Raw genomic sequence first — 15100 nt, 5'->3', positions numbered from 1 at the left:
ACAGTCACTTTATGATTTATGTAAGATATTTTTATCATGTAAATGAAAATATTGGTAATTTAAAAGAATCTTATTTCGGGGGAGGAAATGGGATGAGTCAACTATCTGACATGCATATGATGGTAAATTATATGCGTGGCGTGTATAAAGTTTTAGAAGAAGATTGGCAGAAAGCTGCAAAAGCCATTGGGTTAACTCAAGCGGAACAACATATTTTATGGATCGTTTCACTAGAACAAGACATTACGATCTCTAAGATCGCTTATTACGGATTGTGGGATGTATCTACAGTGATGCAAGTGATCAAACGACTAAAAGATAAAGGCTATGTGAGACTAGAGAAAAAGAATGATGACCGCCGAATATCTTATGTTTATTTAACAGATGAAGGATTGGTAAAACATAAAGAGTCCACGAGCTTTAACTGCCAAATCTATGGATTTCTTCAAAAATGGATGGAAGATGAAAGTAAAAAGGACTTCTATCGAGATCTGGTTCAATTACATAAAGATTTAAACAAACATTTTCATGGTGAAGAATTTGTTGAATGGGTAGAGGATACTGGAAAACGGCTTCACAAGACAAGGTAGATACCTTGTCTTTTTCTTTTGCATAGACCGTCGTTCCTTTTGTTTTTAAACGCTGTTCTAACATATACTAATAGATAAGTTTTGATAAAGGGAGTGTTCATGTGTATCAGTCTCCTGGGTCTAAAAGAAGAATCATATTTCATGTGGACATGAACAGTTTCTATGCTTCAGTCGAAATGGCTGAAAACCCTGATCTTCGAGGAAAGCCCGTTGCGGTAGCCGGTAATGTAGAAGAACGAAAAGGAATCATCGTAACTTGTAGTTATGAAGCGAGGGAAAAAGGCGTAAGAACAACGATGCCTCTTTGGCAAGCTAGAAAACTTTGTCCAAATCTTGTGGTTGTTCCACCAAACTTTGAAACATACAAAATGTATTCATCACGCATGTTTCAGCTTCTGCAGGAATATACAGAAAAGGTAGAGCCTGTTTCCATCGATGAAGGCTACATGGATGTAACAGACTGCCAAGAACCACTTGAATTGGCAAAGGAGATTCAATCCAGACTGTTGAATGAGCTGAACTTGCCATCATCTATCGGCATCGGTCCGAATAAATTCTTAGCTAAAACAGCTTCAGATATGAAGAAACCGCTCGGAATCACTGTACTTAGAAAGAGAGATCTCAGTGAAAAGTTATGGCCGCTGAAAGTAGGAGAAATGCACGGAATCGGTAAGAAGACCGAAGAAAAGTTAAATAAATACGGCATCATGACAATAAAAGATCTCGCAGATGCCGTAGATTATGAACTAAAGCATCGTTTTGGCATCAATGGTATAAAGATGAAAGAACGAGCAAACGGTATCGATACGCGTCCAGTTGATCCTAGTGCGGCAAGTGATTATCGGTCGATCGGCAGTTCTACGACATTGAGTGAAGACCTTATCTCTGTTAAGGAAACAGAGCCTGTTTTTAAAAAGCTCGCGGAAAAAGTATCGTCTCGGCTTAAAACAAAAGGGTATGTAGCGCTAACGCTTGCGATCACCATTCGCTACAGCGATCGGAAAACGATCACGAGAAGCAAGATGCTCGCAAACGGAACACAGCATGCAATAGATATCCAAAAAACAGCGGTCGAACTCTTTCGCAGACATTGGAATCAGGAACCTGTTCGTTTATTGGGCATAACTGCTACAGAAGTAGTGGAGAAAGAACAAGCGACTTATCAGCTTGATCTGTTCTCTGTCGAAAAGAACGAAAAAGATGCTCTGCTTCACGATGTATTATCATCGATCGAAAGAAAGCATGGAGAAGGCATCATAAAAAAGGGAAAAAAGTAACAGGAGCTGATCATTTCATGAGATTTAAAAATAGCGTGATGAGAACAGTGATGTTAACTGCTCTTTGCCTTGGGCTTTTTATTCTGTTTGCATCTATCTACGAACAATCAAGAGTAGAAGTTCTTGATGTTTGGGCGATGAAAAATGTGTCTGTTATCCATCAACCTGCTTTAAACGATAGCTTTACGTTTTTGACGAACATCGCTTCTAGACCTTATCAATTCGCCATCTTTTTCTTTTTTGCTGTAATCTGGTTGATCGGTGAAAGAAAATGGATAGAACCGTTCGTGTTAGGCGTTTGTCTCATCGGAATTCGGTTTGAAAATCAATGGTTCAAAGAATGGTTTGAGAGGGATAGACCAATGTACGACCGAGTTATTGAGATCACGGGTTATAGCTTTCCTAGCGGACATGCAATGATCTCCATCGCTTTTTTTGGTCTGCTTTCTTATCTTCTCGTACAAAACTATTCGTTTTTGTACAGATATCGTAAGTTTATATATGGCGTTACGATTCTTTTTATTGGATCAGTCGGTTTTAGCAGAGTGTATTTAGGAGTTCATTATCCTACAGATGTTCTAGGTGGTTTCGCGGCTGGAGGAACCTGGCTCTTAATTTGTGTTTTACTGTATAAGGGGCTGAACTACTTTTTCAAAAGGAATGTGTCATATGAATAGAAAAAGCTGGCTCTTTAAAGAGCCAGCTTTCTATCATCGTTCTTACCAACCACGTTCATATTGTTTTGGACTTTCGATCTCTGTTCCAAGATCTTGTGCAGCTGATCGCGGCCAATACGGATCTTTCAAAAACTCTCGGCCGATAAAGATAAGGTCAGCTCGCTTGTTTTGTAAAATTTCTTCCGCCTGTCTGCCTGTTGTGATCAAGCCAACAGCTGCTGTTGCGATTTCAGCTTCGTTTTTAATCTTGTCTGCAAAAGAAACTTGATACCCAGGGAAAGTCGGAATCTTTGCTGGTACAACAGCTCCTGAACTACAGTCGATAAGATCGACCCCGTCTTCTTTCATCCACTTCGAATAGGTTACAAAATCTTCTGGTGTATTTCCTTCTGGGTGATAATCATTCGCTGAAATACGAACAAACAGCGGGCCTTCCCATTCTAATCTGACAGCAGCAATGATCTCTTGTAAGAATCGGTAGCGATTTTCTTGGCTGCCTCCATAAGAATCATTTCTTCTGTTAGACAGAGGGGAGAGGAACTCATTGATCAAATATCCATGCGCTCCATGAATCTCAATTACATCAAATCCTGCAGTTTTCGCTCTTTTTGCTGCGCTTCGAAATTGATTAACTGTCTCTTCGATCTGCTGAAGTGACATTTCTTCTGGTGTCTTCATTTTTTCAGAAAACGCGATAGCAGAGGGGGCGATGATCGGTCCGTCTATCATAGCCTTGCGTCCTGCATGGGCGATTTGAATCGCCGCTTTTGAGCCGTTTTCCTGAATAGACGAAACAAGTTGAGACAGACCTTCTATATGGCTGTCATCCCAAATTCCTAAGTCTTCAGCACTTATTCTTCCTTGAGGGCTTACCGCTGCTGCTTCGGTCATGATCAGCCCGGTCTGACCCGTTGCTCTAGACGTGTAATGAGTCACATGCCAAGGGGTCACAATCCCATCTTGTTCATAACAAGAGTACATGCACATAGGTGACATGACGATCCGATTCTTTAACGTTACGTCACGGATGGTCAATGGTTGAAACAATAACGGTTGAATATGAAACAACTCCTTTTTCTTTGAGAACAAGCTTTTTTAGCATCATAACTTTTCTTTCTCATTGTAAAACGTTTGATCACTATTTTTGAAGAAATCTGCTCTTGGAATGTGGTGGAAGGCTGTTCAACAGTTCTCTTGCCAGGATTGGATAGTCAGTTATGATTGCTTCTGCACCCCACTCAAAAAAATACTTCATCCATTTCTGACTGTTAACCGTATAGGGACGAATAGGAATATTATTTCTTTTAAAGCCTTTCATGATGTAAGGGTGAAGAGATTTATAGTTCGGATGCGCACTTTGTGAACAAACGGCTTTTACATACTCCCACGGCTCAAATAATCCAGAAGAGTATAGAGGAGCCGTCTGTACATAATTGTTCAATCTTCTGATTTTGACTAAACTATAATGATTGAATGACGAGATCACAGTTCGATCCATCATCCCATAGTGATGCAACAATTGAAGTACCTTTTCCTCGAGACCGTTGTATTCTACGATATTGTTTTTTAATTCGATATTAAGAAACATGGGGAGTGGTGTTATCCATTCTAAAAATTGCTGAAGAGAAGGAATGGATTCTTTATTGAATTTTTTTGAAAACCAGCTGCCCGCATCTAATTGTGATAATTCATCATAAGTGTTATCAACAACATAACCTTTTCCATTAGTCGTTCGATCTATCTTCTCATCATGGATGATGACGGGTATACCATCTTTAGAAAGCTGTACATCGAGTTCGATCCCATCAGCGCCATCTTTAAATGCTTTTTTGAACGCAGCCATCGTGTTTTCAGGACAATCCTTGCTAGATCCTCTGTGAGCAAATATATAGGTCAAGAATGTAAGCTCCCTTCATAAAAAAGATATAGACAGTATAAGGTAAATGAAAACGGAGATAAAATGAAAGGCTCCATAGACCAACATACGACAGATGAAAGAAACCCTTCCTGTTTGAAGAGGAAGGGTGAGTTATTTTTTGCGTCTAGAACGCTTCTTTTTTTCTTCTCTGTTGTGTTCTTCCACAGTGGCTCCTTTTTCTGTCAGCCAGTGGATAAAAACAAGCTCTTTGTCAGTAAGAGATCGTTTCGTAAACTTTTCAAACTGAACGCGCAATTCAAGGTATCTTTGGGAAATTTCAACTTCGGTCACACAAATCCCTCCCTAAATCTAGCTCTAGCTTCTACTTAGATGATAAAGAGTAAGTAAAGGGCTTGTCAATTTTTTCTAATCGTCAATTTCTGCAGAGAAAACTAGAGAATTGGTGCAAAATAACGAAAAGGAGTTGGTATGATGAAGATTTCTCTTAAGTTATTCTGCTGGATCATGGCCAGTTTTCTAGTGTGTAGTTCACTTTCGTTTACGGTCTCTGCAGAAAGTCCAAGGGTACAAGAACCTGCTTATGCAAAATGGGGCAGACTTGCTGTTTTCGAAACAGGGAAACGCTACCCCGATTATGATATCGTAGATTATTTATATGTTGGACGAACGACTGCTCAAAATGAAGATATTGTCGAAAGATTTAAGCTGTGGATCAGGAAAGGTGCTTCAGAAAAAGGAGTCATTATAACGATTACGTTAACTCCGAACGGTGTATTTAAGGGTATTTCCTTTCAAGAGACAGCCCGTTAACAAATCAGTTCATTCTTCCTAATTCCTCTGATCGTTGCACTGCTTTTTTGATGCAAGCTAAAAAAGCGTCTTGGACTCCGTGTTGGTCCAGTTTACCGATTCCTGCCTCAGTCGTGCCGCCAGGACTGGTTACTTTTCTTCTAAGCTCGATTGGCGAATCTGTTGTTTGTTTAAGCATAAGAGATGCACCTAAAAGCGTTTGAGAGATTAAAGTCTTTGCTTCTTCTTCAGAAAGATTTAATTCTTCAGCCGCTTTTTGCATGGCTTCAGCGATATAGTAAACATACGCTGGACCACTTCCAGAGAGGCCTGTAACGATATGAAGTTTTTCTTCAGGGACAAGAGTAACCGTTCCGATCGTCTCAAACAGCTCGAGAGATTTTTCAATATGAAATGGCTCTGCATAGATCCCTGAGGAGAGTGCAGTAGCAGAATATCCGATCGATGCGGAGGTGTTTGGCATCGCTCTCATTACAGGGTTGTTAAGATGAAGCCAATTTGTTAGCGTTTCAGTGGATATGCCAGCCATAACAGAAATGATCAGTTGATGGCTCTTAACAAACGGCTTGATGGTGTTAACCGCATTGTGCGCATCCTTTGGTTTTACCGCAAGAATAATAATCTCTGCACCAGTGATCGCTTCTTCTATCGTTGAAGCGGGTACTACACCGTACTTAAGTTGTAGCTCGTTTACACGTTGTGTATTGCTTCGGTTTTTTATCGTGATCAAATCAGCTTGCCATTTCTCTTTTTTGATCAATCCTTCCATAATGGCCTCAGCCATCGATCCGGCACCAATAAACGTTATTTTTTCTGTTCCCACGGGTGATCCCTCCCAGAATTTTGAGTATAAAAAAACTCCCAGTCCTAAATATAAAGGACGGATGGGAGTGATCCGTGGTACCACCTTTGTTGGCATGATTGCTTGCCCGCTCAAGATGTCTTTATCGCAGAACTGCGCCAGATTTCTCCAGACTGCTCCAGGGCAGGTTCAGTAATTCCTTTACGGTGAAATCTTGCAGCCTATGGATTCCACTCTCTAAACGGAGGAGATTACGTACTAATCCCTTTCAACGCATTTATTTATTGGCCATAATTGGCATTTCTTTTATATTTTAAAAAACATTATGCTATGATTTCTATATGTATGTCAACTAGTTATTTTATTTGGAGGAAAAGATGACTCAAAAAACAGCAATTATCCCGATTACGCTTCCTACACCATTTGATGTAGGTCCTGTAAACTGTGTCCTCCTAAAAAGTGATGCGGTTACGCTTGTTGATTCCGGAGCAAAAACCGAAGAAAGCAGACGACAGCTTCTCTCTATCCTTAAGGATCATGGGCTCACTTTTAAAGATTTAGATTATTATATCTGCACGCACTACCACCCTGATCATGCGGGTCTATCAAAAGAGATCCAAGAGAGTGGTGTTTCGACCCTCATGCTTAGAGAAGCCGTTCCTTATGTTAGTGGCGACCGTGAATTTATTGAACAGGGAGAAACGTTTTATACCGATCTCTATCATTCTTTTGGAGTGCCAGATACTCTTGGAAGAATAGAACTTTTAAAGCTGCGAAAGTATCGTACGTTCTCAAGCGCGTTTGTTCCAGACACCCTGCCTTTACCTGGTGATGAAGTGCCTGGTCACGAGGGATTCATCTTTTTAAAGACGCCCGGACATGCCCCAGACCATCTTTCTCTCTATCATGAAGAAGACGGTATCTTAATCGGCGGGGATGTGCTGTTGCCTCATATTTCGTCTAATGCCCTATTAGAACCGCCGGCTTTGAACGAAACGGAGCGGCCAAGAACCTTGCTTCAATACCGAGAGACATTGCAATACCTATACACGCTGAACTTAAAAACAGTATACCCTGGACACGGCGAGCCTTTTACGAATGCAGCACAGTTGATCACAAAACGCTTACACGATCATACCGAGCGTGCAAAAGCGCTTGAACATCTGTTGAGCGATGAGCCGTTAACCGTTTTTGAACTGTGTCGACGTCTATTTCCAAAATTATATGAAAAGCAACTCGGATTAGTAGTATCTGAAGTTGTAGGACACCTCGATCTGCTTCAATCAGAAGGAAGAGTGCGAGTAGAGGAAGAGAACAAGATATCACATTATCGCAGAACAGGAGTTAGAAGATGAGTACATTACAAAATAAAGTGGTCTTGATAACAGGAGCATCAGGAGGACTCGGCGCTCACCTTGCTATGGATGTGGCTAAAAAAGGAGCAACGCCCATCCTTACTGCAAGAAGAGAAGATCAGCTAAAAGTGGTACAGGAAGCGATCTTAAAAGCTACGAATGTAACAGCGCCTTATTATATTTTAGATGTTTCGAACACAGACAGCGTTGAGGAAGTTTTTTCAACGATCCTTAGTGAACATCAAAACATACATATTTTAGTGAATAACGCGGGTTACGGCATTTTTGAAGAGTTTGTGGATTCGCCATGGAAAAATATCGAAGGAATGTTTTCAACGAACGTTCTTGGGCTGATGGCTTGTACGAGAGCTGTTCTGCCTCATATGCTTCAAAGAGGAAGTGGTCATATCGTGAATATTGCTTCTCAGGCCGGTAAGATCTCAACGCCAAAATCCAGCGTGTACGCAGCAACGAAACATGCTGTGTTAGGATTCTCAAACGGGTTGCGTTTGGAAGTCGCACACAAAGGGGTAGACGTGACCACCATCAACCCAGGACCAATCGCGACCAACTTCTTTACACTTGCTGATCAGTCTGGCAATTACGTTAAAAACGTTCAAAAACTGATGCTCCAGCCTTCGCATGTCTCAGACAAAATTGTTAAAGCGATGGAGCGTCCCGTTCGTGAGATCAACCTGCCATGGTGGATGAACGTTGGAAGTACGATGTATCAAGTCATGCCAAAATTGATTGAAACACTAGGTGGAAAATCGTTTCGACAAAAGTAAGTTACAATAATTTTATTATGTAAACAAAATGGAGAGTTATAAGACTTTTGGAGCTGATGATGGAACTTATGGATTGGAGCTCGAAACTCGTGGATTGGGGCCTGAAACTCGTGGATTGAAGTTTGAAACTCGTGGATTGGGGCTCAAAACTCGTGGATTGGGGCTCAAAACTCGTGGATTGGGGCTCAAAACTCGTGGATTGAAGTCCAAAACTCGTGGATTGGAGTTCGAAACTCGTGGATTACAGCCCGAAACTCATGGATTGCCACTTAAAACCTCATCGATTACAGTCCAAACTTCTCACACCAGCATCAAAAATAAGCAGGTTTCCTCACTAAAAGACGGAACCTGCTTATTTATTTGTAAAATAGGCATACACAACGTCCTGAATGATGCTGTAAATTGCCTCATTTTGACCTTCCTCATTTATCTGGCGCAATACTTCTTCTTCGAGATTTCTCCATTCTTCATCTGTTAATGTACAATTTTCTTCTTCCCATAAATAATCCTTCAACGATCGTTTGATCATTTTTCTTATCAATCTGCGGTTCATTTCTTCACCTGACTTTCCTTATAAATCCTAGACTTTTGGCTCGAAAACGTCAATCTGCAAAATTTGCTGAAAAAATTACCATTGTTATAAGAACATACATTCGGTTAAAATGGGTATACATATAAAGAACAGATGTTCGCTAATTGATGAAAGGGGTATGTCGAATGAACTATGATGAAATGCCTAAGCGCACCATCTTATGTATGGATATGAAAAGTTTTTATGCAAGCTGTGCTGCTGTTCGCTTAGGGTTAAATCCGCTGACATGTCATTTGGCAGTAGTAGGGGATACGGAGAGACAGGGAAGTGTTGTGCTTGCAGCATCACCGAGACTAAAGGCTGATTTTGGTATTCGCACAGGCAACCGGCTGTTTGAGATTCCAAAGAATAAAAACATTATCGTTGTAAATGCGCAGATGGCTTATTTCCTAGAAAGATCGATGGAGATCACGAAGATGCTGCACCGATATGTTCCACCAGAGTCAATCCACACATATAGCGTGGATGAAAGTTTTCTTCAAGCTGACGGAACAGAAAGGTTGTGGGGAAGCGCACAAGAACTTGCTGAGAGAATTCGACGTGATATCTGGCGAGAATTTGGATTGCCGTGTGCGATCGGAATTGGCCCGAACATGCTCATGTCAAAGCTTTGTCTCGATCTTGAAGCGAAGAAAAAAGGAGTGGCGCAGTGGGGGTATGAAGATGTAGAACAGAAGCTATGGCCTCTATCCCCATTAAGCCAGATGTGGGGAATCGGATCAAGAGTAGAGCGGACTTTAAACAGGATGGGGATTGTAACAGTCGGTGACCTCGCGCATTATCCGCTCGAACTTTTAGAGAAAAAATTCGGGATCATGGGGAATCAACTCTATCATCATGCATGGGGCATCGATCTGTCTGAAATCGGTGCGCCCATCATGCAAGGCCAGGTCAGCTACGGAAAAAGCCAGATTTTACTTCGGGATTATACGGATATAACGGAGATCAAACATGTCATTTTGGAAATGTGTGAAGAAGTGGCAAGACGTGCGAGAAGAGCAAGAAAAGCAGGGCGGACGATCAGCTTTGGATTAGGATATAGCAAAGATGAGGGTGGCGGTGGCTTTCATCGTTCTAAATCGATCGATCAGCCATCTAACATTACGATGGAGCTGTATGAAGTGTGTCTAGAGCTTCTGCAAACCTTTTATCGGGGAGAGACGGTGCGTAAGATTTCAATCGCTCTTTCTAACGTCTGTGAAGATACAGAAACACAGCTTACTTTGTTTTCTCTAGACCATCCAAAAAAAAGAAAGATCGGCTATGTTATGGATGATATTCGGCAAAAATACGGCTCCAACTCTCTTCTGCGGGCTGTTTCTTACACAAAAGGAGGAACAGCGTTATACAGAAGCCGACTTTTAGGTGGACATAAGGCATAAGGGGGCGGAAGAACGGTGATTCGTGACAGAGGAAATATAAAGTGGACAGCGATGATGCTGCCGGAGCACGTGAAAATGTTAAGAGAGCATCAGGACGGTCTAGACTATGGAAGAAAGCCAGAATTAGATGAACAAAAGTACGAAGAATTCAATGAGACAATCTGTGTTGCGATGGAAGAGAACCAAGCGCTAAAGTTTACGTATTTTGAAAAAGGCAGGGCGCTCATGCTTTTAGGCCATGTGCATTATATAGACGAATATAAAAAAGAGTTAAGGGTGCTGAATGAAGAGAAAAGGATGCATATCTTAAAAGTGACTGACATTATGGATGTTGAATACGCATAGACACATAAGAAATATAGACGCAAAAAAAACAGCAAAAACTAACGCTGAAGAAAGTTTTTGCTGTTTATTATCCAAAGATTTGCGTTAAGTAAATCATGATCAAGAGCCCGGCAATAAATGATAATGTAGCGGATCGAGCGTGACCATCACCATGGCTTTCAGGAATGAGTTCTTTGTAGACGATAAAAAGCATGGCACCGGCTGCAAAGGAAAGGCCATAAGGGACAAGGTTCTCTACATAAGAAGTGAGCACATACCCAAGCAAAGCCGTAACAATTTCAACAGCACCCGTTAATGTGGCAATGAGGAAAGCCTTAAATCGATTCATATTTTGATGAATGAGAAAAAGGGCTACTAACAGACCCTCTGGTGCGTTTTGAAGTCCGATCGCAAATGCGATCAAACCGCCAAGGCCTGTATTCTCACTAGCATAACTGACCCCAACAGAAAGACCTTCAGGCAGGTTGTGCAACGTGATCGCAGCAATAACAAGAAACGCTTTAGCATCGATGCCCTTAAAAATCTTCGAATGGTCAAGATCAACGTGCGGGACGAACCTTTCTAAAAGTAAGAGTGTTAAAGTACCGAGTGTAATACCGATCGTAAGTACCGTTAAGTTTGATAGTTCAAGAGCTTGAGGAATCAAGCTGAAGGTTGAAGCAGCGACCATGATACCTGCGGTAAGAGCAAGCAGTATGTCGCGGAACCGGTGTGTTACCTGAGACCAGAAAAGAACAGGTAGTGCACCAAAACCGGTTGCTAATGCAGATAAAACACTTCCAAATAAAGCAGCTTCCATTCTGTTACCCACCTTAGTCAAATATCCAATTTTATAAAAATAGTCATATGGCTCTTTTAGTATACCGCCAAATCCTTTTTAATAGAAGTAAGCGCCATTTTCATTGTTAAAAAGCGCTTCTAACGGACAAATAAGAAGGTGACAATTTGAAAGTCATAATCATTGACCCGGGCCATGGAGGTAATGATCCAGGAGCGGTAAACAAAGAGCATTTTGAGAAAGTATATAATCTGGCAATCGCCAAAAAGATACAAGCTAATCTTCAAAACAACTATGAAGTGACGGTCATCATGACTCGAACGGGTGATACAACTGTATCATTAGAAGAAAGAACGAATGTAGCAAACAGCAAGAATGCAGAGCTGTTTGTGTCCATCCACCAAAACATTGGTGGAGGAGAAGGCTTCGAAAGCTATGTGCATCTGCGTGCAGGTGTTGAAACGAAAAGGATACAAGGTGTTTTGCATGAATCAGTCGCGGCTGTAATGAGTAAGTACGGTGTGCGAGACAGAGGGCAAAAACAGGCTGATTTTCACGTGCTTCGTGAAACGAAAAAGTCTGCTGTCTTATTAGAAGTACTTTTCATGGATAATGAGAAAAATTTAGCTCTTTTACAAAGAGAAGATTTTCAAAATGACGTGTCTATAGCAGTTGCAAAAGGAATCGCACAAGGTCTTTCTCTTCCAAAAAAACAGATACAGATCACACAAACACAAATCTTCAATGTGATCGCAGGTGCGTTCGAACAAAAAGAGAATGCTGTTGCTCGGGTTTCACGCCTGGCTAAACAAAACATAACTGCCTTTATTGATGAAATAAAAAGCGGAAGCAAAACCTATTACAGAGTTCAAGCTGGAGCTTTTCAGAAAAGAGAATATGCAGAAAATTTCGCTAAAAAGATTCGTTCAGAGGGTGTAGCAGATGCTTATGTGATAGAGAAAAATACAAATGAGCCGCCCCTAGTCGAGGAACCACCAAAACCAAATCCAGAGCCTCCGAAGGGCCTAACGATACAAGGCTCATCGATGTTATCTGCAGAAGAGATGGATCGGTTTGTAAAGAAAGTCAATCCGAACGCGCCATCTGTAGCTGCTCTTTATGTTCAGATCGGACAAGTGTACGGAATCAGAGGGGATGTAGCATTCGCTCAGGCTATTCAAGAAACAGGGTACTTCCGGTTTGAAGGTAACGTCAAGGCTTCTCAGAATAACTATGCAGGAATCGGTGCGACAGGTAAGAACGAACCGGCTGTGTTTAAGACGCCTCAAGAAGGCGTTCTAGCACACATCCAGCACTTGTTTGCTTATACGTCTACAAAGCCTCTACCTTCACAATATCCTCTTGTTGATCCTAGGTTTCAATATGTCCAAAGAGGCAGTGCTGTGACTTGGGCGCAGCTGAACGGCAAATGGGCCATACCGGGCACAACGTACAGTACTAAGATATTGGAAATTTACAAAAAGATGCTAAATGAAGCGAAAATACCACTTCAAACAAGAATTAACTCTCTAAATGCAACGTTGAACGAATTATAAAAAGCCATTTTCTTCACGAGTTTTCTTAAACAGGAAAAATAAGGCTTCGCATGGGGTTGAATTTCATGCGAAGCCTTTATTTGATTACATAATCATCCTAATCATGTGTACGCGAAAAAGCATGCATCCTATTGAGGTGCGAAGATCACGTCACCACAAAATAAGTGTTTTAGTTGTCTCTAACTCACTCAGTTGGCCATTTACAGTTTATAAGTCAGGAAGAAATAGCCAAAGAGGAGTTCGGTGTAATAAGATAATAATAAGAGCAATTAGATTAAGATTTACAGCTTGCAAAAAGTCCGGATGAAAGTATCTTTTCTTTTAGCTCAGTATTAGGTGGATCGCAAATAATTTCAACAAAATCCTCTGGATAGATAGACAACGCGATGATACCGAGAAAGCTTTTTCCGTCAGCTGTTCGGTCTCCTTTTTGCAAATAGATAGATTCTGTAAAACTGCCTGTTAGTTCAACAAGTTTAGCAGCACGCTCTGCATAAATAGGCCGAGTAGCTTTTACAATCATAATAGATGACCTCCTTTGCCAATCACACTATGTATGGATATGTGCATAAGAAGGAAAAATGCTTACTAAATGAAACTTTCACATGGAGGAAACATGAAACCTACAAAAAAGTGGCTATATCTTACGTTATTGGTTGCTGGCTTAATCATTTTATTTCTCTGGCTGCAAAAGAATTATAAGGGATTTAGTCCTGAAGAATTTAGAAATTGGATCGTACAGTGGGGATGGATCGCACCTTTTATCTTTGTTGTCCTTTATACAGTGAGGCCTTTTGTGTTATTTCCATCTTCCATATTTGCCATAACAAGCGGTTTGTCGTTTGGTTTTTATTGGGGATGTCTGTATACATATCTCGGATCGCTAGGAGGAGGACTCCTAACGTATTTCGCGATCAACCGCCTTGGCCGTTTTAAGAAAAATAAACAATGGAAAAACGAAAACTACGAAAAAGTACGCAACAAGATTGAAAGAGAAGGCATTCGATTTGTTCTATTGTTAAGGTTGCTTCCGGTATTGAATTTCGATCTCGTTAGTTATTTAACTTCTTTAACAAAGGTAAAGTTTAGAGACTATGCGATCGCTACAGCAATAGGAATCATTCCTGGAACAATTGCTTACACGTACTTAGGTACCTCCATGACGTCTGGAAGCAAAAAAGTTGTTTGGATCGGCACTACTCTTTTATTTGTCCTTGTCGGTCTACCCATGATATTTAAGAAGAAGATGAAGGCAAAGGTAGGGTTGTAGAAATTAAGAAGGTTGCTCTGGAGGTAAGATCAGACTCATCGCTGACTCAGCATCAGCACCTTCAACGATATAAAGAAAAGAATCTCCTTCTTTTAACGTTAAAAAGAATGCTACGAGCTGTGATAATCCTGTAGCATGAATGGTAATACCATCTTTACTTAAAAATAGCTGGCTGTTAAGTCTCTTAGCAGAATGCATAATCTCAATGGCTTTACTCACTGTATATTTAGCGGTAACGATTACTTTTTGAGAGCAGATTTGTTTCATAATCTGAAGCCTCCTGTACGAGATGATTGCTGATATATTTCCCATTAGTAGAGTGGACGAAACAAGGTCTATAGTCCCGATGTGCAAAATGATGGAAAAGTATGTAGTGCTTTAGAATAAAGAAGGGTAATTCTTTAAACTATAATAGGCCGACTAATGTGAGGTATAGAGGTCACGGAGATAATAAAGGGAAGCGGACTACAAATGGGAGGGAGTTTGATTGCGAATTTCATTTAAGCTTTTTGTCATGATTGTTTTTCTTTTAAATCTGTCCCAAACTTGTGTTTTTGCTTCACCACAGATAGTTGCTGAGAAAAAGGCAGGGGACTTTCACTACAACATAAAAGCAGATGGTGAAACATTGACTTGGAGTATAGGTGACGGCAAAAAACAGAGTGAGCTTAAAGAGGATAAAAATAATCAAAGAGAGCTAGATCAATTTAGGGAAGCCGTTAATGAGATGAGCGTACAAAAATTCTCCTTAATTATCTATATTTTATATCTGATCTTTATTGGAATGATAGGGTATATCTTCTATAAAAAGGTTGCGAAAAGAAAAAGGGAACTCATGGGGATCGTTGCACTGTTCGGTATATATGCTGTATACAAGTGCTATATGGCTTACGAATTTTTTGTACAAGCTCAGTGGGATGCCAACTATTATTTTGCAGCTCTTACATAAAGCAAAAAAGAGTACAGCCGGAAGTAAAACCCGGGCTGTACTCTTTTTGT

Annotated in this window: 19 protein-coding genes, 1 pseudogene and 1 other annotated feature; of the genes and pseudogenes, 11 read left to right on the top strand and 9 right to left on the bottom strand. The window is 40.7% G+C overall.

Features of this window, described 5'->3' with window-relative positions; translation table 11 throughout:
* The first annotated feature begins 92 nt into the window (after positions 1–92).
* The 3 genes from IHV10_RS14405 to IHV10_RS14395 all read left to right on the top strand — a co-directional run bounded on the left by IHV10_RS14405 (position 93) and on the right by IHV10_RS14395 (position 2544).
* Positions 93–590: a MarR family transcriptional regulator gene (locus IHV10_RS14405; protein WP_197130903.1), complete on the top strand. Its 498-nt coding sequence runs from the start codon at positions 93–95 to the stop codon at positions 588–590.
* 101 nt (positions 591–691) lie between these two features.
* Positions 692–1867: a DNA polymerase IV gene (locus IHV10_RS14400; protein ID WP_370568823.1), complete on the top strand. Its 1176-nt coding sequence runs from the start codon at positions 692–694 to the stop codon at positions 1865–1867.
* Between the two features lie 17 nt (positions 1868–1884).
* Positions 1885–2544: a phosphatase PAP2 family protein gene (locus IHV10_RS14395; RefSeq protein WP_197130900.1), complete on the top strand. Its 660-nt coding sequence runs from the start codon at positions 1885–1887 to the stop codon at positions 2542–2544.
* Positions 2545–2586: 42 nt separating this feature from the next.
* On the opposite strand, the gene namA is transcribed toward IHV10_RS14395, so the two are convergent.
* The 3 genes from namA to IHV10_RS14380 form a co-directional block, all read right to left on the bottom strand.
* Complete coding sequence (gene namA / locus IHV10_RS14390; RefSeq protein WP_197131195.1) at positions 2587–3603, bottom strand: NADPH dehydrogenase NamA; 1017 nt, start codon at positions 3601–3603, stop codon at positions 2587–2589.
* A 79-nt stretch (positions 3604–3682) separates the two neighbouring features.
* Positions 3683–4441 carry a glycerophosphodiester phosphodiesterase gene (locus IHV10_RS14385; protein ID WP_197130895.1) on the bottom strand — a complete coding sequence of 253 codons (759 nt, stop codon included), beginning with the start codon at positions 4439–4441 and terminating at the stop codon, positions 3683–3685.
* 132 nt (positions 4442–4573) lie between these two features.
* On the bottom strand, positions 4574–4753 hold the full coding sequence (locus IHV10_RS14380; RefSeq protein WP_197130892.1) for a hypothetical protein: 180 nt from the start codon (positions 4751–4753) through the stop codon (positions 4574–4576).
* A 138-nt stretch (positions 4754–4891) separates the two neighbouring features.
* Here IHV10_RS14380 and IHV10_RS14375 point away from each other — a divergent pair, with 138 nt between their 5' ends.
* Complete coding sequence (locus IHV10_RS14375; protein WP_231619556.1) at positions 4892–5233, top strand: DUF3889 domain-containing protein; 342 nt, start codon at positions 4892–4894, stop codon at positions 5231–5233.
* A gap of 4 nt (positions 5234–5237) precedes the next feature.
* Here the strand turns inward: IHV10_RS14375 and proC are convergent, their stop codons facing one another.
* Positions 5238–6056: a pyrroline-5-carboxylate reductase gene (proC, locus tag IHV10_RS14370; RefSeq protein ID WP_197130889.1), complete on the bottom strand. Its 819-nt coding sequence runs from the start codon at positions 6054–6056 to the stop codon at positions 5238–5240.
* Positions 6057–6106: 50 nt separating this feature from the next.
* Positions 6107–6316, bottom strand: a binding site (T-box leader).
* Between the two features lie 96 nt (positions 6317–6412).
* On the opposite strand from proC, the gene IHV10_RS14365 reads away from it, so the two are divergent.
* Complete coding sequence (locus tag IHV10_RS14365; RefSeq protein WP_197130886.1) at positions 6413–7390, top strand: MBL fold metallo-hydrolase; 978 nt, start codon at positions 6413–6415, stop codon at positions 7388–7390.
* A complete protein-coding gene (locus IHV10_RS14360) occupies positions 7387–8178 on the top strand; it encodes an SDR family NAD(P)-dependent oxidoreductase (RefSeq protein WP_197130883.1) in 792 nt (263 codons plus the stop codon). The genes IHV10_RS14365 and IHV10_RS14360 overlap by 4 nt, the downstream gene beginning before the upstream one ends.
* Before the next feature lies 1 nt (position 8179).
* Here the strand turns inward: IHV10_RS14360 and IHV10_RS23125 are convergent.
* A pseudogene (locus tag IHV10_RS23125) lies at positions 8180–8386 on the bottom strand (hypothetical protein); the annotation flags it as partial.
* A 144-nt stretch (positions 8387–8530) separates the two neighbouring features.
* Positions 8531–8731 (bottom strand): YqzH family protein, encoded by a 201-nt coding sequence (locus IHV10_RS14350; RefSeq protein WP_197130881.1) that lies wholly within the window; start codon positions 8729–8731, stop codon positions 8531–8533.
* 164 nt (positions 8732–8895) lie between these two features.
* Between IHV10_RS14350 and IHV10_RS14345 the strand changes: the two genes are divergently transcribed.
* Entirely contained in the window at positions 8896–10152 is a 1257-nt protein-coding gene (locus IHV10_RS14345) for a DNA polymerase thumb domain-containing protein (protein ID WP_137788967.1), read from the top strand.
* Between the two features lie 15 nt (positions 10153–10167).
* Positions 10168–10497 (top strand): YolD-like family protein, encoded by a 330-nt coding sequence (locus IHV10_RS14340; RefSeq protein ID WP_197130878.1) that lies wholly within the window; start codon positions 10168–10170, stop codon positions 10495–10497.
* Positions 10498–10564: 67 nt separating this feature from the next.
* Here the strand turns inward: IHV10_RS14340 and IHV10_RS14335 are convergent, their stop codons facing one another.
* On the bottom strand, positions 10565–11296 hold the full coding sequence (locus IHV10_RS14335; RefSeq protein ID WP_137788969.1) for a ZIP family metal transporter: 732 nt from the start codon (positions 11294–11296) through the stop codon (positions 10565–10567).
* Positions 11297–11442: 146 nt separating this feature from the next.
* On the opposite strand from IHV10_RS14335, the gene IHV10_RS14330 reads away from it, so the two are divergent.
* On the top strand, positions 11443–12831 hold the full coding sequence (locus IHV10_RS14330) for an N-acetylmuramoyl-L-alanine amidase (RefSeq protein WP_197130875.1): 1389 nt from the start codon (positions 11443–11445) through the stop codon (positions 12829–12831).
* A gap of 274 nt (positions 12832–13105) precedes the next feature.
* On the opposite strand, the gene IHV10_RS14325 is transcribed toward IHV10_RS14330, so the two are convergent.
* Positions 13106–13354: an HPr family phosphocarrier protein gene (locus tag IHV10_RS14325; protein ID WP_197130872.1), complete on the bottom strand. Its 249-nt coding sequence runs from the start codon at positions 13352–13354 to the stop codon at positions 13106–13108.
* Positions 13355–13447: 93 nt separating this feature from the next.
* Here IHV10_RS14325 and IHV10_RS14320 point away from each other — a divergent pair, with 93 nt between their 5' ends.
* A complete protein-coding gene (locus IHV10_RS14320; RefSeq protein WP_197130869.1) occupies positions 13448–14101 on the top strand; it encodes a TVP38/TMEM64 family protein in 654 nt (217 codons plus the stop codon).
* A gap of 3 nt (positions 14102–14104) precedes the next feature.
* On the opposite strand, the gene IHV10_RS14315 is transcribed toward IHV10_RS14320, so the two are convergent.
* Positions 14105–14368: a hypothetical protein gene (locus tag IHV10_RS14315; RefSeq protein WP_197130862.1), complete on the bottom strand. Its 264-nt coding sequence runs from the start codon at positions 14366–14368 to the stop codon at positions 14105–14107.
* 220 nt (positions 14369–14588) lie between these two features.
* Between IHV10_RS14315 and IHV10_RS14310 the strand changes: the two genes are divergently transcribed.
* Positions 14589–15050 carry a hypothetical protein gene (locus IHV10_RS14310; protein ID WP_197130859.1) on the top strand — a complete coding sequence of 154 codons (462 nt, stop codon included), beginning with the start codon at positions 14589–14591 and terminating at the stop codon, positions 15048–15050.
* Positions 15051–15100 lie beyond the last annotated feature (50 nt).

The sequence above is a fragment of the Fictibacillus sp. 5RED26 genome, assembly GCF_015903895.1.
Classification (GTDB): domain Bacteria; phylum Bacillota; class Bacilli; order Bacillales; family Fictibacillaceae; genus Fictibacillus; species Fictibacillus phosphorivorans.
The sequence above is the reverse complement of the archived record's forward strand: the minus strand, read 5'-3'. Positions and strand labels throughout refer to the sequence as shown.

Coding starts and splice junctions, on each gene's coding strand:
- IHV10_RS14405 (WP_197130903.1), top strand. CDS start 93: ATGAGTCAACTATCTGACATGCATATGATGGTAAATTATATGCGTGGC.
- IHV10_RS14335 (WP_137788969.1), bottom strand. CDS start 11,296: ATGGAAGCTGCTTTATTTGGAAGTGTTTTATCTGCATTAGCAACCGGT.
- IHV10_RS14345 (WP_137788967.1), top strand. CDS start 8,896: ATGAACTATGATGAAATGCCTAAGCGCACCATCTTATGTATGGATATG.
- IHV10_RS14325 (WP_197130872.1), bottom strand. CDS start 13,354: ATGATTGTAAAAGCTACTCGGCCTATTTATGCAGAGCGTGCTGCTAAA.
- IHV10_RS14315 (WP_197130862.1), bottom strand. CDS start 14,368: ATGAAACAAATCTGCTCTCAAAAAGTAATCGTTACCGCTAAATATACA.
- IHV10_RS14395 (WP_197130900.1), top strand. CDS start 1,885: ATGAGATTTAAAAATAGCGTGATGAGAACAGTGATGTTAACTGCTCTT.
- IHV10_RS14360 (WP_197130883.1), top strand. CDS start 7,387: ATGAGTACATTACAAAATAAAGTGGTCTTGATAACAGGAGCATCAGGA.
- IHV10_RS14365 (WP_197130886.1), top strand. CDS start 6,413: ATGACTCAAAAAACAGCAATTATCCCGATTACGCTTCCTACACCATTT.
- IHV10_RS14350 (WP_197130881.1), bottom strand. CDS start 8,731: ATGAACCGCAGATTGATAAGAAAAATGATCAAACGATCGTTGAAGGAT.
- IHV10_RS14375 (WP_231619556.1), top strand. CDS start 4,892: ATGATGAAGATTTCTCTTAAGTTATTCTGCTGGATCATGGCCAGTTTT.
- IHV10_RS14320 (WP_197130869.1), top strand. CDS start 13,448: ATGAAACCTACAAAAAAGTGGCTATATCTTACGTTATTGGTTGCTGGC.